Source organism: Mucilaginibacter sp., from assembly GCF_964263795.1.
Classification (GTDB): domain Bacteria; phylum Bacteroidota; class Bacteroidia; order Sphingobacteriales; family Sphingobacteriaceae; genus Mucilaginibacter.
Genome location: NZ_CAXVWK010000065.1, coordinates 1 through 23747 on the forward strand (window position 1 = coordinate 1; position 23747 = coordinate 23747).

Genomic DNA, 23747 nt, shown 5'->3' on the forward strand with positions numbered 1-23747 from the left:
AGCAAAGTTAGGCACCAGGTTCAACACAAGGCAAGGAATTTCCGGCATAAACACAACCTTATCACAACCCTTCATTTATTCCGTTCCTCCTTGCATTTAGTTTCACCTTACGCCTGTATGGGCATCATAATCATTCATTCACTTAAACTCAAAACAACTATGAAATGAACTAAAAACTGCGCCAAAACTGCGCCAAATGCAAGCAATATAACCATCAAATACGTATATTGCGGTAAGTAGAAGAAGTCGTAACTTTACTAATTAATTTAATTACAAATCACGCAGTTATTGCGTTAAAGTGCTTTAAACTCATAAAAAAGCCTCTCTAATTGCTTAGAAAGGCTTCTCGAACTGTGATCCCAATAGGATTCGAACCTATGACCTACAGATTAGAAATCTGTTGCTCTATCCAGCTGAGCTATAGGACCTCGCCGAAATTATAAAACCGTTACCAGCTTTTGTTTTTCGCGGTGCAAATATGCTAATTTATGCTTAAAAAGGCAATACATTTCTGCACAATTAATAAATGTAAAACTATAATGGTAGCTATGGTTTATATTTTCTCAACAAAACAGCAGCAATAATTAATTGTTAAATATTCTATATCATTGTAAACAAAATATAAACCAGCCCGATAGCAAACCAGCAAATGATGCCTGCCTCAAAGTTATTTATATTGAGGTAACTTATTAAGTTGTAGCCTCGACTGATTTTATTTGCGAGTTAGAACCGCAGTATTTAAGCGTAAAAAATTAGTTTTTTTTATGGAAAAGCATTTTTTTACTTTTTAAAGTTTGCAGGTGTTTTTTTTACAATAAGTTAATCATACTTTTAACCCAATTTTTTTAATAAACTTATTTTATGATCATAATTGCTGACGGTGGCTCAACCAAAACAAACTGGTGCCTGGTTACTGAAGAAGGTAAAAAGGTGTACTTTAACACCGAAGGTTACAACCCTTATTTTGCTCCAACTGATTACATCATTCAATCGTTAAACGATAGCTTACCAACCGACCTGGAGAAGGATAAGATAACCGAAGTTAATTACTACGGTGCGGGTTGCTCAACGCCAGAGATGCGCAAAGTGGTTGAGGATGCTATGCAGACAGTTTTTTCAAAATCAAAGATCAATATCGGGCATGACCTGCTTGCTGCTGCCCGTGCCTTGCTGGGCAATAACGAAGGTTTTGCCGCTATTTTAGGTACTGGTACAAATACTTGTTTATATGATGGCCGTGAGGTGATTAACAATATCGACTCGGGTGCTTACATTCTGGGCGATGAAGGAAGTGGCTGCCACATCGGCAAAAAATTACTGATTGATTACCTGCGTGGTTACATGCCTGACGCTGTACGTAAAGCATTTTGGGAAGAGTTTAAACTTACCCCTGATGATATCAACGAAATAGTTTATACCCAGCCTCGCGCTAACCGTTTTTGCGCAAGCTTTAGCAAATTTGTATACGATAATAACGTAAACATCGAATATTCACGCAACCTGGTGCGTACTTCTTTTGAAGACTTTTTCCGTAACCTGGTTACCCATTACCCGGATTATCAAAAATATACGTTTAATTGCATCGGTTCAGTTGGTTACAACTTCCGTAATGTATTGGAAGAGGTTTGTACAGAAAACGGAATGACGGTTGGCAATATCATCCGCTCGCCTATAGACAACCTGGTGAAATATCACCTGGAACTTGCACCAAGCCAGCTTTAAACGTAAAATCAAAATATCGGCGGCATCAAATTAGCATTGGTGCCGCTTTTTTTATTTTAGCACATATTATAAACAACAAATTAAACGTTATCACGCAAAGTTCGTCTTCGTTATAAATGAGTAAGAAGTATTTTAGGTTATTGAGTTTATTAAGTTTGGCCGGAATTTGGGTTTTATCATGTTCATTTTCCGGGCAGGCAGACACCATTAAAAACGGCGGCTTTAAATTTAAAACCGTGGTGATCGATGCCGGGCATGGTGGTAAGGATGGCGGCGCGAGGGGCAGTTTCTCAAATGAAAAAAACGTGGCGCTTGCCATTGTCAAAAAATTGCAGTTAGCCATACAAACACAATTGCCCGAATTGCAAACCGTGATGACCCGTAACGACGATACGTTTATAGAATTGAATCGGCGCAGCGCGATAGCTAACCAAAACCAGGGCAACCTTTTTGTTTCCATTCACTGCAATTCATCCCCGGAGGGGACTGCAGCACGCGCAAATAAAAAGAAGGGTGTAATGCTGTTGATTTACGGAATGCACCGATTAAGCGAGCAACTTGAAGCCGTGCGCGAAAATTCGTCAATATTTATTGAGAAGGACTACAAGGAAAACTACCAGGGATACGACGAGACCGATCCGGCAAACGTTATTATCCTCAACACCTTTACGCAAAAATACCGTAAGCAAAGCATTCTGTTTGGAGATCTGCTGAATAACGAATTTAAGTTTACCGATAACCGTGAAAGCATTGGTGTGAAAGAGCAGGGCGTATACGTGCTGGCCCATAGCGCTATGCCTGCTGTATTAGTTGAGACCGGCTTTATCAATAATCCTGAAGAGGAAGAGTACTTGAATTCGGACGAAGGGCAAACGCAAATTGTGCAATCAATTATCCGCGCTATACAAGCATACCGCGCATCATTTGCCCCACAATAAACCTATATTTGCCGGGCTACAAATCATAAATGGATTTTTTACACACACTGCTTGGTCCCGATATCAAGGCAGGCTTGCTGATTATACTCAACCTTGTCGTAATTGAAAGCTTACTTTCGGTAGATAATGCCGCGGTGCTGGCCACTATGGTACTCGATCTGCCTAAAGATCAACGCAAGCGGGCGCTTAAATACGGTATTGTTGGCGCATATGTGTTGCGGGGTTTGTGTTTGCTGATTGCATCATGGCTTATCAAGATCTGGTGGCTTAAGCCCCTGGGCGGTTTATACCTGTTATATCTTGCTATAAGTTATTTTGCAAAGAAGGCCACGAAAACTCATGATCATCCCGATCAAGAAGTTTTAAATAAAAAGAAAAACTGGTTTTACCGCTCAACTGTTGGGCTTGTCGGTACTTTTTGGGCCACCGTAGCTTTGGTTGAACTGATGGATCTTGCTTTTTCTATCGACAACGTTTTTGCCGCAGTGGCTTTTACTAATCATGTGTTTTTAATCTATACAGGCGTTTTTATCGGTATTTTGGCCATGCGCTTTGTGGCTCAGGCATTTGTAAAACTGATGGAGAAATTTACTTTTTTAGAAACCGTTGCATTTGTAGTAATAGGTGTATTAGGCCTAAAACTCATGGCATCCTTATATGTTCACTTCTTCCCTGGAAATATTCTTACTGAAATTTTAGAAGGTGAAATTGCCGACATTGCGGTATCTATATTTACAGTATCTGTTTTTGTAGTACCCGTGTTAACATCATTATTATTCAATTTCCCTAAAAGGAATATTATTGAACCCGAGGTGGCCGAATCCGCTGAAGGCGTGCTGGATAAAAGCTAATGAAATGAATAAAACGATCGCATCAATATTTGGTGTTGGGTATATAAAAGGCGGGGGTACAGTTGCTGCAATAATTACCTGTGGTGCCCTTTACCTGCTTTGGCAGCAAGCCTGGTTTGCCAACCCGTTGTATTTGCTTCTTATTACCCTGATTGTTAATGGTTTAGGTGTCTACACCGGCAATAAAGTTGAACCTGCCTGGGGAAAGGATAGCTCGCGCGTAGTAATAGATGAGGTTGCCGGGATGCTGGTAACAATGCTTTTTGTACCGACAAACTTGTACTTGTTATTGGCCGGATTGGTATTGTTCCGTTTTTTTGATATTGTAAAACCCCTTTATATACGCAGAATGGAAGCATTTCCCGGCGGCACAGGGGTAATGTTGGATGATATACTGGCAGGCGTATACGCTAATGTAATTTTGCAGGCCGTTACTTTATTCTTTCTTCGATCGAATTAATCATTAAACCTATACATTACTTATTTTTAAAGACAGTTACCTGGCTCATAAACATGTCTGGGCTTACACCGGTTTGCCTTATTAATCGCGTATTATCGTACTGTACCTGTTTATAAAATACAGGGTTGGCGATAGCTAGTTTGCTATTTTTAAGCAGCACAAATGATATAAATAGCCGCGACATTTTGTTTCCCGATTTGTTGCATATCTCCACAAGGCTTTTCATATACGCCGGAATGCTGTCGTAATTTTCCTGCAATAATGCGTTCTTGATTTTTAGAGCGTAAAATACAGCTTTCATGAATGGGGTGAAAGATTCCTCGTCGGCTTTGTAAGCTGCCGCAATATGATTAGTACTTTCCAGTACTTTGCCTTTATATTCTAATTGAAAGTAAGAGTTAATGTTGGCAATATTTTCAAGGAAACTATACGGCGTTATAATTGACAAATCTACCGGATAAATAGAATCGATAGCTCGGGTATAGCGTAAAACTTTTTGTGGCTTAGCGCATATCATCAGGATATAAGCGCTTAAAGAATAAATCAGCTCGTTTGATTTTTCACCATAGTATTTTCCCTTGTATAAATGCGGATTGAAATAAAATCTGGTTATTTCGCCTAAAAAATCTTTTTTTATAATAGCGCCTTTTAGATAATAATATATCGCGTCTATGCATTTAAGCGGATCAATAGCAAAACGCTGAAACGCATGTACCGGGAATTCTTTAAGCTTATTTAAGTAAAACTCAATTTTGGGCAAGTCGAGCTCGAGAATGGCGATAGTGGCCAGCCCGGTGTAAGCAACAATTCTTTTACGGCTCGATAGTTCAAACTTCTGTAACGTTTGCAGTGCCTTTTTATAATCGGACTGAATGAATTCCATCCCGAAAAAGTAATCGAAAAATTGATCGCTGCTATCCCGTTTAAAGTATTGGATTACCGTTTCTGATTTGCTGGCTGGTGAACAGGCTTTATCGAGCAGATCACCCAGGAAAAGTATCAGATCAGATTTTTCGTTAGCTTTTAAATCAGCATGCGGTAAAATGTCCAAACTGTTCTCTTGCCCGGTTTTAGCTGCATACACTATACACCACTTTAGTATGTACAGTTTTTGCGGGCTTTTAAAGGTTTCGTTGATACGGTTGATCAAGCGTTTATCAAAAACCGAGTCGTTTTCTTGTAATAACCACTTAGCCAGCGTATAATGTAAAAGTTGCTGTTGCTAAATTCTACTACGCTTTGATAACTTAGGCCGTTGCTAGTGTTTAATTCCCTTATAAAACCAACCGCTATCAGATCGTTAAAAGCCTGACTGTACTGCTTTATGGCATTATTAATTTTTAGTCGTGGCACCTGATAAACCCTGTTGGGCATATCCATGTTTTCGATCAATACCTTTAAAAACGCAATTTTATCAGCTGAGTGGTTGCCCAGGTAAACCTTATTTAATATAAATGTAGATATCAATTCATAAATGCAGACATGATCGATGTTGTTGAGGGTGAAATCGTCTTTATGTTCTTTATAATAAAATTGAAAATAAAGCGGGTGGTTAAAACTCCCTGCCAGATCAATAGACATAAAGTTTTGTATGGCCGGGTTTATTTTCAGGCAAAGTGCCTTTATCTCAGCTATATTAAATAGAGGTACGTTAATAGTCAGGTTCTGCTGGTCAGAAATAAAGCCTTTGTACCATTTTTCACTGTCAGCCTCCAGCCGGTGTAGGTTGTTGATCCAGGTGGCAGTGCGCATGGTAAGCACCAATTTAAACCACGATTCGTACTTATACATCGAAAATACATCCATTAGCTGGTTTATCAGCAGTTGGAACTGGTCGGGTTTGTAGGCATACTCATCCAGCCCATCGATGATCAGGAAAAACTTCCCTTCTTTTTTTTGCGTCACATCTGCAAGAAAGCCAGTGTCTGCATCCAGCGTATAACCTAACAGGCCCATTACCCAATCATTTAAGTTGCGCCCGCTTAAAAAAACATTCATAAGGGCGCTGCTGCTAAAAAATAAGATAACATCATCTTCGGCATTTGATGGCACTGTAAGGCGCTCTTCTATCCAGTGGCACAAGCCAACAGTTTTGCCATAGCCAGATGGGGCGCAAAATACGGTAGCTGCACAATCAGAAAGCAAAAAGGCGTCGAAATGGTCATCAATAAAATCCCTCTTAATGGTTTGATTATACGGTATGCCTGACTTGTTTTTAAGTGCCTGCAGTGTAAACGTGGTTATTTTATTAGCGTTTTGCTTTAAGGTTTCCCAGTTGTTGTTCTTTGGGGCTTTGTACGCAGGTTGTACATTATTCTGGCTTTCGCAAAAGTGGTCCCAGCCTTTATAGCCGCAGTATTTGGCCATAACATCTATGGTAAATACAGATGGATTAAATTTACTGTAAGCAAAACCAAAAACCCGCTTAAGCGTAGTTTCGCTCAAGCTGTACTTAGTTTCTTCAAAAATGTTGAGCGAAACAGTTTTACAGTCACTCGGTGTTATGCTCTTTAAATCAGATTTTGCAAGAACTGCTGCCTTTAATAATTCGAAGTATTGAGGTAAAAATATAGTCATGTTCCCACCGTATCAAGTGATAATATATCCCATAGTTATAACAAAACCAGTTGAATGCACTGGCGCACTGTTGTCTCGTTCGACAAATCCCCTCTTGATATCAACCGGCCGGTTTGGTATTCATTTGCGATCTCTTGCAGTTTGTTTTCAAGCTTTCTGTATAACTCCTCATCTTTTCCGTATCCAATTGAATCCAAAACTGTTGTTCCATGCAAGTTGTAACTCTGTGCCGCAGGCAAATCAAGTATTTTTAAAATGTCGTATTTTATCTGATTACTTATAAATATAATTTCCATTTAACACTTTTAAAACTACAAGGAATGTATTGTTTATAGTAAATATATCACCTTATACGTGATATACATATAAGTTGTTATCTCAGATTAAAACCAGAGTTAGTTATAAATTAATTTATAAATGCGTAATAAATAATTACGAAACTAAAGGGGCGTTTCAATTAAATATTTAATTATGATATATACGAACAGGGGGGCATGCGTAGATATACCTGATTTGCAAATTACGTATTTATACGCAAATTGGTTTCTAAATTGTCATAAAAAAATTACAAAGGCAATTCAAAGATTCCATATTTGATAGCAAAAAGCACCATACCAGCCGTATTACGACCGTTAATTTTGTTTAAAATGCGGACCCGGTGACCTTCGACAGTACGGGCACTAAGAAACAATTCTTCGCCGATTTCGGTGTTGTTGCGCTCCCGGCATATAAGCTGCAGAATGGCGATCTCCCGATCGGATAGCAAAACCGGCATGGTAGGTATGGTTTCTACAGTCTGGTTTTTATGATTGCCACTATTTTTTATTGCCTTTAAAGCATCTTGATTGAAGTAAAAGCCGGTCTTATATACAGTGGTAACGGCCATCGTAAGTTCGTCTTTGTCGCAGTTTTTAGCCAGGTAGGATGCTGCTCCCGCATTTATCATCTGCGTAACCAAAATTTCATTAACATGTACCGACAAAATGATCACCTTGATAGTTGGATAAAACTTTTGCAACTGTTTGTTCAGCTCTATACCGTTCATGCCGGGCATATCCATATCAATAATGGCAACATCCACCTGCATTTTTGTATTAGCCAATGCGTCCAGCAACTGCTGGCCGCCGGCACATTCTGCTACCAGGTTAAATCCTTCTGTAAAGTTTATAAGCATAGCAATACTTTGCCTAAACAGGTTTTGGTCATCAACAATAGCTATATTGATATCACTTGCAATCATCATTAATTAAAGGGGTATTTAATGTTCGTACAAAAGCCCTGGCCATTGTATGGGTGGATAGTAAATGTGGCATTAATGTTAAGCAGGCGGCTCTCAATATTTTGCATTCCCATACCTTTTACGGCTTCTTGCAGACTTTTTTGCAGGCCTTTACCATTATCGCTGTAAAGTATATCTAAATTATTTGCTGCGTCGCTAAAGCGAATTTCCGCACTGCTGGCTCCGGAGTGTTTAATCGTGTTATTCAACAATTCTTCTAACACCCTGTAAATGGCAGTAGCTGCAGGTAACTCCAGCTTCTGCAACAGGTAGTCGGCATCGTTCACCAGGATTACTTCTAATTTGCCCGACTGATTAATGATAGTGCAATGTTCAGTTATAGCTGCTGCAAGTCCATAATACCTTAAGGTGGTAGGCGATAGATTATGAGATATGTTGCGAACATCCTTAATAATTTTATCAATAACAGATTTGCTGGTGCCGGCAAATTGCTGGTAGCTATCGTCCGCTGACGGCTTAAACATCTCGATCATCAACCTTAAGCCTGATAAGCTTGTCCCTACATCATCGTGCAGGTCCTGGCCTATCCGTTTACGCTCGGCTTCCTGCGATTCAATAATAGCATGCAGCAGGTTTTTCTGATGCGCTATCTCGGCCTGCTGAAAGTTTTGCCGTTGTTTCAACAGCTTATTTTGGTTGCGGATAGTAAACAGGATAAAAGATACAACTAGTAAAAAAGTACCTATAATGCCTAATAAAACTATGATAAAGATGTTGTCGGGTGTTCCTTGCATTTATAAAAACCAATAGCGAATAAAATGTACTCTACCAATAACATTGTATCGATGATAGACCATAACAGATCAGTGATAAAACTACTTTTATGCAACATGAGGTAATTGTTGGTCATAAAGAAGAATATACCACTTGCGTAATATATTAAAATGCCTGCATTTAGCCAGTTTAACCCGTTGCTGGCCCAGTTAGAATCGATATCACGTTCGCTCTGTTTAAAAAAATATTGCACACAATAGCCTATGATGATGATTGCACCAGTAGTACGGGTATAAGTGTTGAAGGAAGTTATTTTTTGAAAAAAAACAAAGTTTATTAAGCAAAGCAAAGCGAAAATTACCATCAACGCATTAATAACGTTGCGCCCCGCTTTGTTTTGAAAACACCGGTAAAACATCGATATGAAAATAAATTCAAATATTGTATAGAAATGCAGCACAACAAGTGTTTGCATATACAATACAAACATCATCATAAGGTTGATAGCATTTACCAATCCCGAAAATATGACAAACCAAAATATGATCCGAAAAGGGTTGGTGAGAGATTTGTAATATTTAATCCCAAAAAAAGCCGGTATAAGTACGCTTAGGGGGGCAAGGTATACCGAATAGAAGTATAGCATCAATATGTTTGTAAGCTTTAAATATAACGCTTACAAACATAATTGGGGTAAAGAAAAATAAATTAATCACCTAGTCCTGTGCCAGGAGGCGGGCATGTTGGCGGGCAGGCCGTAGTAACATCATAAACGTTGCTTTGTCCATCTCCGCCTAGAACATTCTCTTCGGTAGTGTCTATATATAAAACCTCTTGTCCATTTACTATCGGTACCATTATCAATTGACTGGATGATGGGTCGTTAGCGTCTTTCAATCCAATATAGGCGCGAACAGCTTCGGCATCGGGATTATTCTTTAATATGTTCTTAAAGTTAATAATTGGCACGGAATATGACTTTACGTTAAATTTCTGATTTGAAGATTTTAGATAAATATTCCAATTTTTAGCCATTTCAATAGCGGTGTCTACCGGGATTGTTCCTTCAGGGTCGGTTGATTGATTGTTTTGATCGTTCATTTTTGGTGTTTTTAAGTTTAGGATTATTTTTAATTATTGAGTTATGTATTTCCGTTTTAATTGGGTTTTTTAATAAAATTATACTGGGAATTACGCTTAAAAGCCGATTTATATCCAAGGGAAAAACTAAAAATAGTTGTTAGATATAAGGTAAATATCAAATCAAATTTAATGAATAAAATGAACAGATATTTGATGCCTGAACAGCTTTAAATATCCAGTGAACAACTGAACAAAATGCTTAAATCTTAACATGCAGGCAGAGCGTAATTAGGTCGTGTGTAGCTATTTACACCTTACCTTAAAAAACTCTATGCATGAAAACCTTTACCTTTTATTGCAGGTGCCTTATCGCATTGTGCCTGCTACTCCTAACAACAAGTAAACTTTTTGCACAGCGTAATTTTGCAACTACACAGGTAAGCGGCCGTTCGGGGATACTTTGCGTAAATTGTATAGTTACCGATGGCGCCAATGCCGTTGACGCCAACCTGCAAACCCGCTCTACAATTAATGTGGCAGTTGGGGTAGCATCGTTTACCTATCAGGAACTGATCTTCCCCGGGGCCAAAGTTGCAGCCGGCACACCAGTTTCTGTAAAGCTGGGCAGTGGCGATAACCTCCTGGATCTTAACTTGCTGGGCAGAATAACGTTACAGGCCTACAACGGTGGTTCGCCTGTGGGCGGGGCGGTGTCTGCAGCTACACTTTTAACCGCTGCCAGCAATAACAACCAAACACTGGTAACTTTTACACCAACCCAAATTTATGACAGGGTGAGGGTTACCCTTAATGGTGGCCTGGTAGGCTTAACCAGTACAATTTATGTATATGATGCATTTTACTTCGGTAATTCGCCATTAGCCTGTACTACTACGTTTGATGAGTTGCATGGCATATCATCGGCACTACTGGGTTTAGGGGTAGATGTAGGTGGCGTTGCAAACCCACAGAACGCTATAGATGGCAATTTCAATACCGCATCTACTTTGAATGCGGGAGTAGCCGCGTTAGGTGCTTACGCACAGCAAACTTTACTTTTTAGCTCGCCATCTGTGATCGGAGATTCTGTAAGGCTGACCTTATCAGTTCCCCAGGCTTTGATCGATGCAGGAGTTTTTGCAAACGTATCCGTATTAACATATAATGGTAACGCGAGTAATGATGACGCGCAATCCTTAAACGGGGCTCTGCTCAACGTCAGGTTACTCGACCTCGATAATAACCGGCGCAAGGTGACAGTAACCTTTGCGCCAACCAAAGTATTCGATAGGGTACAGTTGCGTTTGGGCGGCGGAATTGCCAACGTTCTATCCTCCCTTAATCTATTCGAGGCAGAGCGGGTGATTGCACGCCCGGTGGTGAGGTTCAACACCGTGGTCAACAATAATCCACAGATATGTGCAGGCGGTACAGCGGCGTTATCGATTAACGCCATTCCTAATACCACTTTTAATTGGTACGCTACTGCATCAGGCGGCACACCTATATTGACCGGGAGCAATTTTACTACTCCGGTATTAAATACAACCACCACTTATTATGTGGCCGCCAGCCACCCCGGCTGTACGGATGAATCGGCCAGGACAGTAGTTGTAGTAACCGTTAATCAGATTCCGGCAGCACCGGTTATTGCTAATGCTAATCAAACCATTTGCCCTGGAGCATCTGCAACGTTTGCAGCTACAGCGGTTACGGGTGTAACCATTAACTGGTATGATTCGGCCACCGGTGGCACGCTTGTGTTTAGCGGTAACAACTTCACCACGCCGGCATTATCAACAACAACATCATATTATGCCGAAGCAGTGGCAGGCGGTACTTGTATCAGCCCTACACGTAGCCAGGTAACCGCTACCGTTAGTGCGTTGCCGGCCACTCCCACACTTGTCACTAATAACGCTACTATTTGCACCGGCGATGTAGCTGTACTATCTATTGCATCGCCTGTAAGCGGCCAAACATATAATTGGTACACAACCGCTACAGGTGGTACACCAGTTTTTACAGGTATTAATTTTACCACTCCCGCATTAACAGCCAATACATCTTACTATGCCGAAGCGGTGAATGGGACAGGATGTAACAGCACAGGGCGAGTACAAGCGACAGTAACCGTGCAGCCCAAGCCTGCCGATCCGGTATTGGCGGCTAATAACTTGACGGTTACAGCCGGCGCTACGGCCACCATTACAGTAAGCAATGCCCAAACAGGCATTGTGTACAACTGGTACATTTCGGCCACGGCATCTACCCCGGTATTTACCGGTACAACGTTTACCACACCGGCATTATTTAGCACAACTACATATTACGTGGCTGGAGCCAACAGCACAGGCTGTGTGTCTGCCAACCGTACCCCGGTAACCATTAATGTTACAATAGATACCAATACCCCATGCGTATTCGCTAACACGCAAAGTAACAGCGTTAATGGCATTTGTATAGGATGTGCTGTTGATAACGGATCACTAGCCATAGATGCCGATACTACCACTGCATCAACTTTGCATGTAGTTGCTGGCCTTTTAGGAGGTTATGCAGAGCAAACGGTACAGTTTCCAACTGCAGGCTTTGCGGGTGATAAGGTGAAGGTGGTTTTGCAAAGCCCGGTTAATCTGGCAGATGTGGGCGTATCAGGAAATGTGAGTATTTCGCTTTATAATGGCGCAACACTAGTAGCCACCTACTCGCTGGATAATAACCTTGTAACAGTGAGGGCCTTGGGGGGTACTAACCGCTACTCGGTTTTAGTGCCTGCTACCGGTAACTATGATAGGGCTGTTATCCGTCTCAATTCAGGCGCGGCTAACTTGCTTACTGCGGTGCAGGTCTACTACGCCGTGCAACAGTTCCCGGCTGTAACCTTTAATAATGCCAGCCCCGAAATATGCAAAGGCAGCCCGGCGGTGTTAACCGCCACCGGCCCCGCCAATGGTGTGTTTAATTGGTACACTACACCTACAGGCGGCACTCCCGTATTTACCGGCGCTACGTATACAACACCAAACTTATCATCAAACACTACATATTATGTAGATTATACCCGAGGAGCCTGTACCGGCGCAACCAGGTATCCGGTTACTGTTTTGGTGAATGATCCGCCGGTTAAGCCGGTGATCGCACCTGCTATCGCAGCGATTTTTAGCGGGCAAACCGCATCTTTTACTGCGCAGGTAGCCAATAACGTTACGGTTAGATGGTATAGCTTCCCAACAGGCGGCACGCCGATCTTCACCGGTAATACCTTCACTACGCCTGCACTATCCGCAAACACTACTTATTATGCCGAGTCGTCCATTGGTAACTGCATATCTGTAGACAGGACACCTGCACAGGTTACTGTAACCGCGGTAACTATTCCGGATGTTACGGTAACGCCGCCTACACAAGCGGTTAACCCGGGCACATCGGCAACGCTTACGGCAAGTTCAACAACTCCGGGCGCTGTTTTCAATTGGTATACTACAGCAACAGGTGGTGCCAGCGTGTTTACCGGCCCAACTTATAATACCCCGGCCAACTTTAACAATACAACTTATTATGCAGAAGCAACTATCCCCGCGACCGGGGCTGTATCTGCCACCCGTGCGCCTGGCGAAGTTACCATCAATACAACGGCTGCAAACCCGGTACCGTGCGATGCTGCGATTAGCCAGACTAATGCAGTTAGCGGTACCCTTTGCCTGCTTTGCGGTGTAAGTAACGAAAACGGTTCGATAGATAACGACCGTAATACGTTTGCTCAACTGGCAACTCCAGTTGGTTTATTAGGAGGATACTCGCAGCAAACCCTGCGCTTCTCCAATATTGGCCGTATAGGTGATAGCGTTGTTGTAGAACTTGGTATCCCCGGCTCATTGGCTAGTGTTGGAGCGCTATCGCAAATAAGCCTGGCCACTTATAACGGAGCCACCTTTAATAACGACCGCTTTAATTTAGACGGAGCGACAATAAGTGTAAGCTTGCTTAACGGTACCACCCGTTTTCGCGTTGCATTCCGTGCAGGAGCAGATTTTGACCGGGTAGAGGCACGCCTGAATTCGGGTGTTGCGGGTGTATTGAACGCTCTGAATATTTATGATGCTTCGCAGGTAGTTGCGGCGCCTGTAATTGCTGCGGCAGCCGTTTCTGCCTGCCAGGGTACACAGGTAACCTTAACCGCTACTGTGCCTGCCCATGTTACTGTTAAATGGTACACAACCGCTACTGGTGGTTCGCCTGTGTTTACAGGTGCAGTTTTTAATACACCGGCGTTAAATGCTACTACCACTTACTATGCCGAAGCAAGCCGCACTGCTGACGGTTGTACGCAGGTCATGCGCAATCCAGTAACGGTAACCGTTACCCCGGTACCTGCTGCACCGGTTGTCACAAACTCAAATGCAACAGTTTGTTCGGGCCAGCCGGCAACCTTTACTGCGCAGGCGGTAAGCGGTGTTACATTTAATTGGTATGCTACACCTACCGGCGGCACACCGTTATTTACAGGCAGCACATTCACTACTCCGGTGCTCTCTCAAACAACCAGTTACTTCGTGGAAGCAACAAGTGGCAACACATGCGGAAGCTCTACACGCACGCAGGTTACTGCCACAGTTACCGACGCGCCTTTAGTGCCGCAGGTTGTTCAAAACCCAACGCAAACTTGTTCAGGTACTTCGGCAGTGTTAACGGCTACATCAACACAGCCAGGTGTTACCTTTAACTGGTATACAACGGCAACCGGTGGTACGCCGGTATTTACCGGTCCGCAGTTTACAACTCCGTTACTTGCTGCTAATACCTCTTATTTTGTTGAAGCAGCTTCAGGGGGCTGTGTAAGCGCTACGCGTGCCCAGGCTAATGTTATTGTTAACCCAAGTCCTGCAGCGCCAACCCTTACAGTTACTCCTGCAGGCGGCAATATCCAGTCGGGCCAAACGGCAACTATAACAGCAGCTTCAACAACGGCGGGTGCTACCTTTAACTGGTACACATCATCAAGCGGAGGTACACCGATATTTACTGGTGCAACGTTCACTACCCCGGTGTTAACATCTAACACCACTTATTATGTAGAGAGCGCATTAGCTACAGGTTGTACCAGTTCGACACGTACTGCGGTTACGATAAATGTCGCCCCTATATTCTCTACTTCTTGTGACTTTGGATCTACTCAAACCATTGACATCAACGGGCTTTGTGTTGGCTGTACTGTCACCAATTTCGGTAACGCCACAGATGCTGATACCACAACAGCAAGTCAAATCAATGTGCCTTTAGCAGTCCTTGGAGCATCGGCAGCGCAAACACTGATATTTAGCGATACCGGTAATGCCGGCGATACGGTAACAGTGAAGATCAGCGTTCCGGCAAGCCTGGCTACAGTAGGCCTGCTCGATCAGTTGAAAATCGCCTCATTTAACGGCGCTACCTACAACGGCGACCGAGTGAGCTTAAGCAATAGCCTTATTCGTATCCAGTTATTATCCGGCGGAACAATGGCTCTGGTGAAATTCGTACCATCTGCCACATTCGACAGGGTAGAATTGCGGCTTAACAGCGTTGTTGCATCGTTGCTTAATTCGGTAAGTGTGTTCTTCGCCAGCAAGCAGGTCTCGGCAGCAACACTTGCTGCAACTAATGTTAATATTTGTGAGGGCAGTACAGCAACCTTTACAGTGAGTAACGCGAATGCGGGGGTTACCTATAGGTGGTATACAACACCAACCGGAGGAGTGCCTGTGTTTACCGGAACCTCGTTTACAACCGGGCCATTGTCCGCAACAACAACTTATTACGTAGAGAGCGTTCGTACAGCTAACAATTGTGTTAACCCTAACCGCGTTGCGGCAACGGCTAATGTTACCCCGGCACCGGTTAACCCTGTGCTTGCTGCCAATAACGCTACCATTTGTGCAGGCGATAACTTTACATTGACTGTTACAAATGCAGCCGGTGCAACTGTTAGATGGTATGACGCACCAATCAATGGTACCTTGCTATTTACCGGCGCATCATACGTAGTATCGCCAATAGCTACCATGAACTTTTATGCCGAAGTGACTAATGGTACCTGCAGTAGCCCTGCACGTACACAGGCAACCATTACTGTTAATCCGCGACCTGCAAAACCGGCTGTTGCAGCTGCCAACCCGCAGGTTTGTGCCGGCAGTACTGCTTCCTTGACGGTTAACGCACCGGAAACAGGCGTTATTTATAACTGGTTTACCACTGCAACTGGCGGTACAGCAGTATTTACCGGGGCAACCTTTACCACGCCACCAATTGTTGCCAATACCACTTACTACGTAGAGGCAGCAAACAGCACAAGCAGCTGTGTTAACAACGGCGGCCGTACAGCAGTAAACATTACAATAAATAATCAGGTTAACACGCCTACGCTGAGCGCAACCACTACGCAGGTTTGCGCAGGCGGAAGTGCGACTATCGGTGTAACTAATCCGGTTGCAGGCTTCCAGTATAACTGGTATGCAGCCGCTACCGGTGGTGCCCCTGTATTTAGTGGTACTACTTTCGTTACAAACGACGTAACTGCAAACATATCTTACTTTGTTGAGGCAGTAAGCAATGGCTGCACAAGCGCTACCCGCGCACAAACGGATATCACAGTATTACCAGTGCCAAATGCACCACAGGTACAGGCAGATGCCGGGAGCATGAATATTTGTGCCGGCGCAACGGCAACCGTAAGCATTGCCAGCCCACAGCCGGACTTGGTTTATCGCTGGTACGATACCGCTGCAAATGGTACGCTGCTTTATACCGGCCCTGTGTTTACCACGCCGGCACTGGCTGCAACAACAACTTATTATGTTGAGGCAGCAAGCGCGGGTAACTGTAAGCCGTCTGCCAGTACTGCGGTGACCGTTACAGTTAATCCGCTTCCTGCCGACCCAACAGTAGCATCGGCAACGCAAACTGTATGTAATGGCAGCAGTGCTACATTAACCGTAAGCAATCCTGTAGCAGGGATAACTTACAGGTGGTACGATTCGCCATCTCAAACCACTGTATTGTTTACGGGTACAACTTTTGTTACCGGGCCGATAACTGCCACCACTAATTTCTTTATTGCTGCTTTTAACGCCAACGGATGCGGAAGCAGTAACCTGGCGCAGGTGCAGGTGCGTGTGCAAGACGCTCCTGATGCGCCGGCAGTTGCAAATGGTAATGCAGTAACCAGCTGCGCAGGTTCGGTAGCTACCTTAACAATAGGAAACCCGCAGGCAGGCTATACCTACAGATGGTATTCTGTAGCTACCGCTGGGACGCCATTATTTACAGGTACAAGCTTCACTACCCCTGTGTTATCAAGCAGTACTACCTATTACGCCGAAGCGGTTAATGAATCGGGCTGCGCTTCAACAATCCGCACCCGTGTAGATGTTACTGTGGTTCCCGCACCCGTAACACCTGTGTTGACACCTGGGGCAGTGACAATTAACTATGGCCAAACGGCAACAATCGGTATATCTGCTCCGCAGGCAGGTACTACTTACAACTGGTATGTCACGGAAACAGGTGGCACTATCGTATTTACCGGTAATTCGTTTACTACTCCAGCCTTAACCACAACTACTACTTATTATGTTGAAGCGGTGGCTGGAAGCTGTACATCGCCCACCCGTGGCCAGGTAACCGTAACTGTGAACGCGCCGGTACCACCTGATGTAACCGTTACACCGCCAACACGCACAGTAGCAATCGGGCAAACTACAACGTTTACCGCATCTTCAACAACTCCAAACGCAACGTTTAACTGGTATAACGCGCCGACAGGTGGTACCCCGATATTTACCGGGCCAACATTTACAACACCGCCGGTAACAGCTAATGTAGTCTACTATGCCGAAGCAACCGATCCCGCTACCGGGGCGGTATCAACTCCACGCGCTACTGGTACAGTTAACTTAGCTACGCCACCAAACGTTGTAGTAACCCCGCCGACACGCACGGTACTTGCCGGTCAGACTACAACGTTCACTGCGTCATCCACTACACCGAACGCTACATTTAACTGGTACACTACACCAACCGGTGGTACGCCGGTGTTCACAGGCGCAACCTTAACAACGGCACCGGTAACAGCTAATACAATTTACTATGCTGAAGCGGTAGACCCATCAACCGGCGCTGTCTCTGCACCGCGGGCAACCGGTACGGTAACGCTGGAAATGCCGCCAAGCATAGCGGTAACGCCGCCAACGCGCACTATTACTACCGGCCAGACTACAACGTTCACCGCCTCGTCCACAACGCCGGGTGCTACGTTTCAATGGTTCACTACGCCAACAGGTGGTACGCCGGTGTTTAGCGGCCCAACGTTTACAACGCCGCCGTTATCTGCCGGGGTAGTCTATTATGCCGAAGCAACCGACCCTGCAACAGGTGCCAAATCAACCGTCAGGGCTACCGGTACGGTAACTGTAAACGCCGCTACACCGCCAAATATCGTAGTAACGCCGCCAACCCGGTCGATCGCATCCGGTGAGAGCACTACGTTCACCGCGTCGTCAACTACAGAAGGTGCAGTATTTAATTGGTACACAACGCCAACAGGTGGTACACCAATATTTACAGGTGCCACATTAAGCACGCCTGCCTTGAATGCCGATGTGATTTACTACGCTGAATCTACCGATCCGGTAAGCGGCTTGAAATCGGCAACCAGGGCTACAGCAACAGTTACCATCAATGATGTGGTGGTATTTGTGCCAAATGCTTTTTCACCTAATGGGGATGGTAATAACGATGTGCTGTTCTACTACGGTTCTAACATTCAGAAGGCAACCTTCTCTGTATACGATCAGTGGGGCGAACTGCAATTCCGGTCGACCAGCCTTAACAGTGGTTGGGATGGTACTTACAAAGGCCGTAACCAGCCTGTCGGGGTATATGTGTACTACATCGAAGCTACCATGAATAGCGGCACTGTAGTAAAGAAAAAAGGAACCGTAACCCTGTTAAGATAACCAGTTAAACATTACCTGTAATTAAATCTATTCACATGAAAAAATCGATAATAATTGTAATGGCGGTGCTGTTCCAGATAGGAGCAGCCAACCGCCTGGCTGCTCAAATAGATCCGCATTTTTCACAATACTATGCTTATCCGCTATATTTAAATCCTGCTTTAACAGGTATCATCAACGGCGACACCAGGATCAACGCGAATTTTAAAAATCAATATGCCAACATCAACAATGCCTATCAAACAGGAGCGCTGTCTTTAGACTATCGCCCCACCGAAAAAGTTGGCCTTGGCTTTAACGTGATCAACCAGGCAGCGGGAGATATCGGTTACAATTACTTCGCGGCTTACGCATCTTTTGGTTATGCTGTCCCGGTATCATATGATGGATTCAAAAAACTGAGTTTTGGTGTGCAGGCGGGTATAATTAACCGCAGTTTCGACGCTACCAAAGCCCAGTTCGGCAGTCAGTTTAACCCTGGTAGCGGTTTCGATCCAACCTTGCCGAGTAATGAGAATTTCCTGAACACCAATTCAACCATATTTGATGCCGGTGCTGGTATTTTTTATTACGACGGCGATCCGGCCAAAAGCGCCAACCTGTTCGGCGGGTTCAGCGCCGCCCATCTTTCACGGTCAAAAGATCCGTTCGCCGTTGGGGGTAGCCGGGCTATTCTTCCTGTCCGTTACACGGCCCACGCAGGCATTAGGATCAAAGCATCGGATTATTTCGACATAGTACCGCACGGTATTTACATGCGTCAGCAAAAGGCTCAGGAACGGGCGGTTGGGGCGTATTCTGAATTGAAGTTCCAAAATGACAAAGGCCTCATTATGGGGGCAATGTATCGTTTTCAGGATGCCGCTATCGCCAATGTTGGCTTCAGGGCAAGTAGTTTGATTATTGGCGCCAGCTATGATTTTAACACTTCATCCTTAAACCGGGCAACATTTGGACAAGGCGGTTTAGAGCTGTCCATCAGTTATGTTTTCCGAAAACATATCGACGAACCCGAGCCAATATGCCCAAGGTTATAACCCTAAACCAAAACCTATGAAAAAACTAACACTATTAATCATATTAGTTACCGCGCTCACCGGCGCTTTCGCCCAGTTCAGTAAAGATAATCCCCGTGCACTTGGCGATAAGGCTTTCGCCAATAAAGATTATTACGAAGCAGCGTTTTACTACCGCAAAGGGGCAGAGGGGTTGAGCCTTATTAAAACACAATCGGTGCCATATAGCGCGGGCAGTAAAAGCCAAACTACGCAAAAAGGTAAACCCGAAGACAGGGCATACATCTGTTTTCAACTTGGCGAATCGTATCGTTTGTATGAGAATTACCTGGAAGCAGAGCCTTGGTATCATCGTGTGCTGAATGAAAATTTTGAAAGTAAATATCCGTTAGCCCGCTTGTACTACGGTATTTGCCTTCGCGCCAACCAGCACTTTGACGAAGCCATTAACCAACTTCAGCAATTTAATGCGGGCTACAAAGGTGACAGTAAGTATAACGCCATGGCAATTAAAGAAATTCGTAACTGCCGATTTGCTAAAGAGGAATATCAGTATCCGATACTGATAGAGGTTGCCAAGCGCAAAGGCACCTGGAATTCTGACGGATCGGACTACTCCCTGGTACAGCGCGACGGCAATAACTATTTCACGTCATCACGGTTTGTAAAGGATGATAAAAAACACCTTAACCGGGTTTATATCATGACCAATGAACGCTCTGCCGATCCGCAGTCAATCAAATTTCCAGGTGATGACAAGGTGCAGGAATTGGAGTACGGGACACCTGCATTTAACCCGGCAGGCGACAAAATGTACTTTACCCGCTGGTTTAAAGAGGGTAGCAAGACCATTCATGCTATTTATTACAGTGATTTTCGTGAAGGTAAATGGGGAGAACCTAAAAAACTGAACGCTAATGTAAATGCCGATGGTTTTAACACTATACAGCCGTTTATAACGCCGGATGGGAAAAGAATGTACTTCACATCTAACAAACCGGGTGGCCAGGGCGGGTACGATATATGGTATGCTGACCTGGGTAGCGATGGCAACCCGATAAATTCCAGCAACCTGGGTAAAGACATTAATACCAGCCTGGATGAGCAGGGCGCCTACTATGATGTAAACCAAAAAAGGCTTATTTACAGCTCGAAAGGATTTTTGGGATTAGGCGGGTTCGATTTTTTTGAAAGTACGTACGACGGATTAAACTGGAGTACGCCGCAGAACATGGGTTACCCTATGAACAGCGCCAAAGATGATCTGTACTACATGCCTGATAACAAGGATGCAAACCGGTTTTACATCAGTTCTGACCGGGAATCAGACTGCTGCCTTAATCTATTCGAGGTATATGACAAAAGGCACCTGCTTACAGGCTTGGTGACAGATTGCGATACACGCATAGCACTTGAAGGTGTGAAAGTAAGCTTTGTTGATTCGCTGTCTAAACGAACTGTTAAAACAATGGTAGCAGGCAAAAACGGCCTTTACAATTTTGATGTAACAACCCGCAGGCCATATAGTATCGTGCTCGAAAAACAGGGATATTTCACTAAGGTACTGCCGGTGCCGTCATCCGGAAAAATGACCAATGACACATTGTTTAATCCGGAAATATGCCTGCAGGCTTTTAAGGTTGCCAAGCCAATAACCATCGCAAACGTGTTATATGATTACAACAAAGCCACTTTACGTCAGCAATCTAAGTTAGTGCTAAACGGATTGGTTACAATCATGAAGGATAACCCCAAAATAAAAGTGGAATTGGGATCACATACCGACTCTAAGGGTGGTGATAAATATAATATACGGCTTTCGCAAAAACGCGCGCAAGCCTGTGTCAACTATATTATCAGCATGGGTATTGATGACAGCAGGATTTATGCAAAAGGCTACGGCGAGCGTAAGCCGATAGCGCCGAATAAGCTTCCTGACGGCAAGGATAATCCGGCCGGCCGGCAATTGAACAGACGAACAGAATTTACCGTTTTAAAATTAGAATAGTTATGAGAGAGCACGCAGTAAGTTTAACCAGACCAAACCTTAAAACAAAAGGCTTTTCAACCTTAGATGTAGACATTTTTAACTACATCCTGTTAGGGAAAACTAACCGGGAAATCAATAGTACGCTGGGCTATTCCGAGCGGTCGCATGCAGTGGTTGACCATTCGCGCAAGGTGATGTACAAGTTACTTGCCATGGAAAGCCTTTGCAAAAAAGACTATGAAGATAGGGTGGTACATCCCCGAAACTATCAGTTTTGGTGGAAAAAGCTTTTTGATAAGCACCACAAAGCATTGCTGGCAACGGCTATAGAACCCGAGTTTTATTAATAAAGCAAAAAAACCTGCAATGCACCATTGCAGGTTTTTTTCTGATGTGTATTTCATCAAATTGATAATTATCCAAATCAGCCAACAACCCCAAAGTCGGTGTTTAAGTAATTCGACAGCAACTGGATCTTAATCGTTCTTAACCTCAGCTGGCCTTACTGCCGTACAAGTGTGCCCTTTTAAAGCCGGAAGAAGGTTGTATAACTGAGTTTGCACTTCAATTGGCAAAGCTCGTAGCAACCAGTAAGCCGGCGACGAGACAATTATGTAATCCTGTTGTTGAAATCCGGCCAGGCTACTTTTTTGCTAACTTCTTGTTTTTCTACAAGTTAAATTGTAATTTAAACCAACCAAACTAACCTGTATCAATTATGAAGAATGTAAAACACATCCTTGCCCGCAAGGGGAATAATGTTATTGCCGTTTCGGCTGCTACCACGGTGCTTAATGTGCTTAAGCTAATGGCCGAAAAAAACATCGGGTCTGTGGTTGTTACTGATGGCGATAAATATCTGGGGCTGGTTACAGAACGCGATTATGCCCGCAAAATTATCCTGATGGGTAAACACTCGGACGATACTACCGCGGGTGAAATAATGAGCAACGATTTACCGCATATTACGCCAGACTCAACAGTGGATACTTGTATGCTAATGATGAGTGAAAAAAATATTCGCTACCTGCCTGTTTTTGACGATGCGGGAAAGCTTTGCGGTATCATCTCTATCAATGATGTAGTTTATGAAACAATACACTCGCAAAAAGAAACCATCGACCAGTTGCACAATTACATCCATACAACGTAGTAAGATACTGTATATGCTGCGCTAAAAATATTTATCGAATACCAGGCCGTAGGTAAAGTTAAGGTTATCGCTATTGGTGATATTCATTTTGTTATAGTTAAGCGAGGTAGTCAGGCTTATCCACTTGCGCAGCCGAAACCCAAGGGTTGTACTGGAGCGGATGATGTAATCATTTTTGTCGGAGAAGGAACTTTGCAAAAAGTTGCTGCCATCCAGCGTAACAATTTCTTTGATCAAGAAATGGTACTGCACGCGTAACGAGTTGCGGTAGGTGTGGTAGTTCAAATCTGTAAGCAAGTTGCTCTTATCGTATAGCACGCCGTCGCTAACATTAACGTATGCGGTTTGTTTATCTACAAAGCTGTATGCAACCCCAAGCCCTGCCAGTAATTGGTTGTTTACCTTTAACGAGTAGCTGGTATTGTAATTAGCCAGCCCCCAGTAGTAAAAATGCTTAAACGTTTTATAAAGGTTGAAAAACAGCGCAGACGAAAAATCATTGTTGGTGAGTTGTGCATTCTGTTTGCCGTACACCCATGTATTGGTGGCATTAAGCACAATACTATTCTTTTTTATTCCGAAGTTGAGCGAATTGTTAAGCAGATAAGCCTTATCCGTATTTGATTTGTTTATAGACCCTGTTGATGACAGCATAGCGTGGTAGTGCGTGGTATCATTAAATTGGGCCTTTGCTGTTAATGCAAACAGGCAGATGAAAATGGTTAGGTAAAATTTATTCATGCAATATTTTAGGAGAATAGGCGTAGCTGCTTTCAAATACTAACGTTTTTAAACATTGGCAGTTTTAATTTATCTGATTAGACTTTGTTTGGTTATTAACTAATTGTAAATAAGTATTTTGAATAAATAATGTATTGTTTTTGGATTTGACAATTGGCCGATGATTTACTTTATAAACAGGCGAAAATGAATTTTATTTAAACAAT

Annotated in this window: 17 protein-coding genes and 1 tRNA gene; 9 read left to right on the plus strand and 9 right to left on the minus strand. The window is 43.6% G+C overall.

The window, feature by feature from the left end:
• Positions 1–354: 354 nt before the first annotated feature.
• Positions 355–428 (minus strand) — tRNA-Arg (locus ACE5CV_RS12015).
• A gap of 433 nt (positions 429–861) precedes the next feature.
• On the opposite strand from ACE5CV_RS12015, the gene ACE5CV_RS12020 reads away from it, so the two are divergent.
• The 4 genes from ACE5CV_RS12020 to ACE5CV_RS12035 all read left to right on the plus strand — a co-directional run bounded on the left by ACE5CV_RS12020 (position 862) and on the right by ACE5CV_RS12035 (position 3971).
• Positions 862–1722 carry an N-acetylglucosamine kinase gene (locus ACE5CV_RS12020; RefSeq protein ID WP_374950420.1) on the plus strand — a complete coding sequence of 287 codons (861 nt, stop codon included), beginning with the start codon at positions 862–864 and terminating at the stop codon, positions 1720–1722.
• Positions 1723–1838: 116 nt separating this feature from the next.
• Positions 1839–2660: an N-acetylmuramoyl-L-alanine amidase gene (locus ACE5CV_RS12025; protein ID WP_374950421.1), complete on the plus strand. Its 822-nt coding sequence runs from the start codon at positions 1839–1841 to the stop codon at positions 2658–2660.
• A 29-nt stretch (positions 2661–2689) separates the two neighbouring features.
• A complete protein-coding gene (locus ACE5CV_RS12030; RefSeq protein WP_374950422.1) occupies positions 2690–3511 on the plus strand; it encodes a DUF475 domain-containing protein in 822 nt (273 codons plus the stop codon).
• A gap of 4 nt (positions 3512–3515) precedes the next feature.
• Positions 3516–3971 (plus strand): phosphatidylglycerophosphatase A, encoded by a 456-nt coding sequence (locus ACE5CV_RS12035; protein ID WP_374950423.1) that lies wholly within the window; start codon positions 3516–3518, stop codon positions 3969–3971.
• Positions 3972–3987: 16 nt separating this feature from the next.
• On the opposite strand, the gene ACE5CV_RS12040 is transcribed toward ACE5CV_RS12035, so the two are convergent.
• The 7 genes from ACE5CV_RS12040 to ACE5CV_RS12070 all read right to left on the minus strand — a co-directional run bounded on the left by ACE5CV_RS12040 (position 3988) and on the right by ACE5CV_RS12070 (position 9663).
• A complete protein-coding gene (locus ACE5CV_RS12040) occupies positions 3988–5121 on the minus strand; it encodes a hypothetical protein (protein WP_374950424.1) in 1134 nt (377 codons plus the stop codon).
• Positions 5118–6416 (minus strand): hypothetical protein, encoded by a 1299-nt coding sequence (locus ACE5CV_RS12045; protein ID WP_374950425.1) that lies wholly within the window; start codon positions 6414–6416, stop codon positions 5118–5120. The genes ACE5CV_RS12040 and ACE5CV_RS12045 overlap by 4 nt, the downstream gene beginning before the upstream one ends.
• Positions 6417–6583: 167 nt before the next feature.
• Complete coding sequence (locus ACE5CV_RS12050) at positions 6584–6844, minus strand: hypothetical protein (protein ID WP_374950426.1); 261 nt, start codon at positions 6842–6844, stop codon at positions 6584–6586.
• A gap of 269 nt (positions 6845–7113) precedes the next feature.
• Positions 7114–7791, minus strand: coding sequence for a response regulator (locus ACE5CV_RS12055; RefSeq protein ID WP_374950427.1), 678 nt, complete (start codon positions 7789–7791; stop codon positions 7114–7116).
• On the minus strand, positions 7791–8582 hold the full coding sequence (locus ACE5CV_RS12060; protein ID WP_374950428.1) for a sensor histidine kinase: 792 nt from the start codon (positions 8580–8582) through the stop codon (positions 7791–7793). Before ACE5CV_RS12060 ends, ACE5CV_RS12055 begins: the two co-directional genes overlap by 1 nt.
• Positions 8549–9208 (minus strand): hypothetical protein, encoded by a 660-nt coding sequence (locus tag ACE5CV_RS12065; protein WP_374950429.1) that lies wholly within the window; start codon positions 9206–9208, stop codon positions 8549–8551. The genes ACE5CV_RS12060 and ACE5CV_RS12065 overlap by 34 nt, the downstream gene beginning before the upstream one ends.
• 62 nt (positions 9209–9270) lie before the next feature.
• The gene (locus ACE5CV_RS12070) at positions 9271–9663 is read right to left on the minus strand and encodes a hypothetical protein (RefSeq protein WP_374950430.1); all 393 of its coding nucleotides are present in this window, start codon (positions 9661–9663) and stop codon (positions 9271–9273) included.
• Between the two features lie 317 nt (positions 9664–9980).
• Between ACE5CV_RS12070 and ACE5CV_RS12075 the strand changes: the two genes are divergently transcribed.
• The 5 genes from ACE5CV_RS12075 to ACE5CV_RS12095 all read left to right on the plus strand — a co-directional run bounded on the left by ACE5CV_RS12075 (position 9981) and on the right by ACE5CV_RS12095 (position 22800).
• Positions 9981–18641: a gliding motility-associated C-terminal domain-containing protein gene (locus tag ACE5CV_RS12075; RefSeq protein WP_374950431.1), complete on the plus strand. Its 8661-nt coding sequence runs from the start codon at positions 9981–9983 to the stop codon at positions 18639–18641.
• A gap of 35 nt (positions 18642–18676) precedes the next feature.
• On the plus strand, positions 18677–19678 hold the full coding sequence (locus ACE5CV_RS12080; protein ID WP_374950432.1) for a PorP/SprF family type IX secretion system membrane protein: 1002 nt from the start codon (positions 18677–18679) through the stop codon (positions 19676–19678).
• Between the two features lie 16 nt (positions 19679–19694).
• A complete protein-coding gene (locus ACE5CV_RS12085; RefSeq protein ID WP_374950433.1) occupies positions 19695–21665 on the plus strand; it encodes an OmpA family protein in 1971 nt (656 codons plus the stop codon).
• A gap of 2 nt (positions 21666–21667) precedes the next feature.
• Complete coding sequence (locus tag ACE5CV_RS12090) at positions 21668–21994, plus strand: hypothetical protein (RefSeq protein WP_374950434.1); 327 nt, start codon at positions 21668–21670, stop codon at positions 21992–21994.
• A 371-nt stretch (positions 21995–22365) separates the two neighbouring features.
• On the plus strand, positions 22366–22800 hold the full coding sequence (locus ACE5CV_RS12095; RefSeq protein WP_374950435.1) for a CBS domain-containing protein: 435 nt from the start codon (positions 22366–22368) through the stop codon (positions 22798–22800).
• A gap of 21 nt (positions 22801–22821) precedes the next feature.
• On the opposite strand, the gene ACE5CV_RS12100 is transcribed toward ACE5CV_RS12095, so the two are convergent.
• Positions 22822–23541, minus strand: a complete 720-nt coding sequence (locus ACE5CV_RS12100) for a DUF481 domain-containing protein (protein ID WP_374950436.1) — start codon at positions 23539–23541, stop codon at positions 22822–22824.
• Between the last annotated feature and the right edge of the window lie 206 nt (positions 23542–23747).

What these genes read in the sequence shown, in the direction of transcription:
- ACE5CV_RS12070 (WP_374950430.1), bottom strand. Translation starts at nt 9,663, where the DNA reads ATGAACGATCAAAACAATCAATCAACCGACCCTGAAGGAACAATCCCG.
- ACE5CV_RS12020 (WP_374950420.1), top strand. Translation starts at nt 862, where the DNA reads ATGATCATAATTGCTGACGGTGGCTCAACCAAAACAAACTGGTGCCTG.
- ACE5CV_RS12050 (WP_374950426.1), bottom strand. Translation starts at nt 6,844, where the DNA reads ATGGAAATTATATTTATAAGTAATCAGATAAAATACGACATTTTAAAA.
- ACE5CV_RS12080 (WP_374950432.1), top strand. Translation starts at nt 18,677, where the DNA reads ATGAAAAAATCGATAATAATTGTAATGGCGGTGCTGTTCCAGATAGGA.
- ACE5CV_RS12035 (WP_374950423.1), top strand. Translation starts at nt 3,516, where the DNA reads ATGAATAAAACGATCGCATCAATATTTGGTGTTGGGTATATAAAAGGC.
- ACE5CV_RS12085 (WP_374950433.1), top strand. Translation starts at nt 19,695, where the DNA reads ATGAAAAAACTAACACTATTAATCATATTAGTTACCGCGCTCACCGGC.
- ACE5CV_RS12030 (WP_374950422.1), top strand. Translation starts at nt 2,690, where the DNA reads ATGGATTTTTTACACACACTGCTTGGTCCCGATATCAAGGCAGGCTTG.
- ACE5CV_RS12095 (WP_374950435.1), top strand. Translation starts at nt 22,366, where the DNA reads ATGAAGAATGTAAAACACATCCTTGCCCGCAAGGGGAATAATGTTATT.
- ACE5CV_RS12100 (WP_374950436.1), bottom strand. Translation starts at nt 23,541, where the DNA reads ATGAATAAATTTTACCTAACCATTTTCATCTGCCTGTTTGCATTAACA.
- ACE5CV_RS12055 (WP_374950427.1), bottom strand. Translation starts at nt 7,791, where the DNA reads ATGATGATTGCAAGTGATATCAATATAGCTATTGTTGATGACCAAAAC.
- ACE5CV_RS12090 (WP_374950434.1), top strand. Translation starts at nt 21,668, where the DNA reads ATGAGAGAGCACGCAGTAAGTTTAACCAGACCAAACCTTAAAACAAAA.
- ACE5CV_RS12025 (WP_374950421.1), top strand. Translation starts at nt 1,839, where the DNA reads ATGAGTAAGAAGTATTTTAGGTTATTGAGTTTATTAAGTTTGGCCGGA.
- ACE5CV_RS12065 (WP_374950429.1), bottom strand. Translation starts at nt 9,208, where the DNA reads ATGCTATACTTCTATTCGGTATACCTTGCCCCCCTAAGCGTACTTATA.
- ACE5CV_RS12075 (WP_374950431.1), top strand. Translation starts at nt 9,981, where the DNA reads ATGAAAACCTTTACCTTTTATTGCAGGTGCCTTATCGCATTGTGCCTG.
- ACE5CV_RS12060 (WP_374950428.1), bottom strand. Translation starts at nt 8,582, where the DNA reads ATGCAAGGAACACCCGACAACATCTTTATCATAGTTTTATTAGGCATT.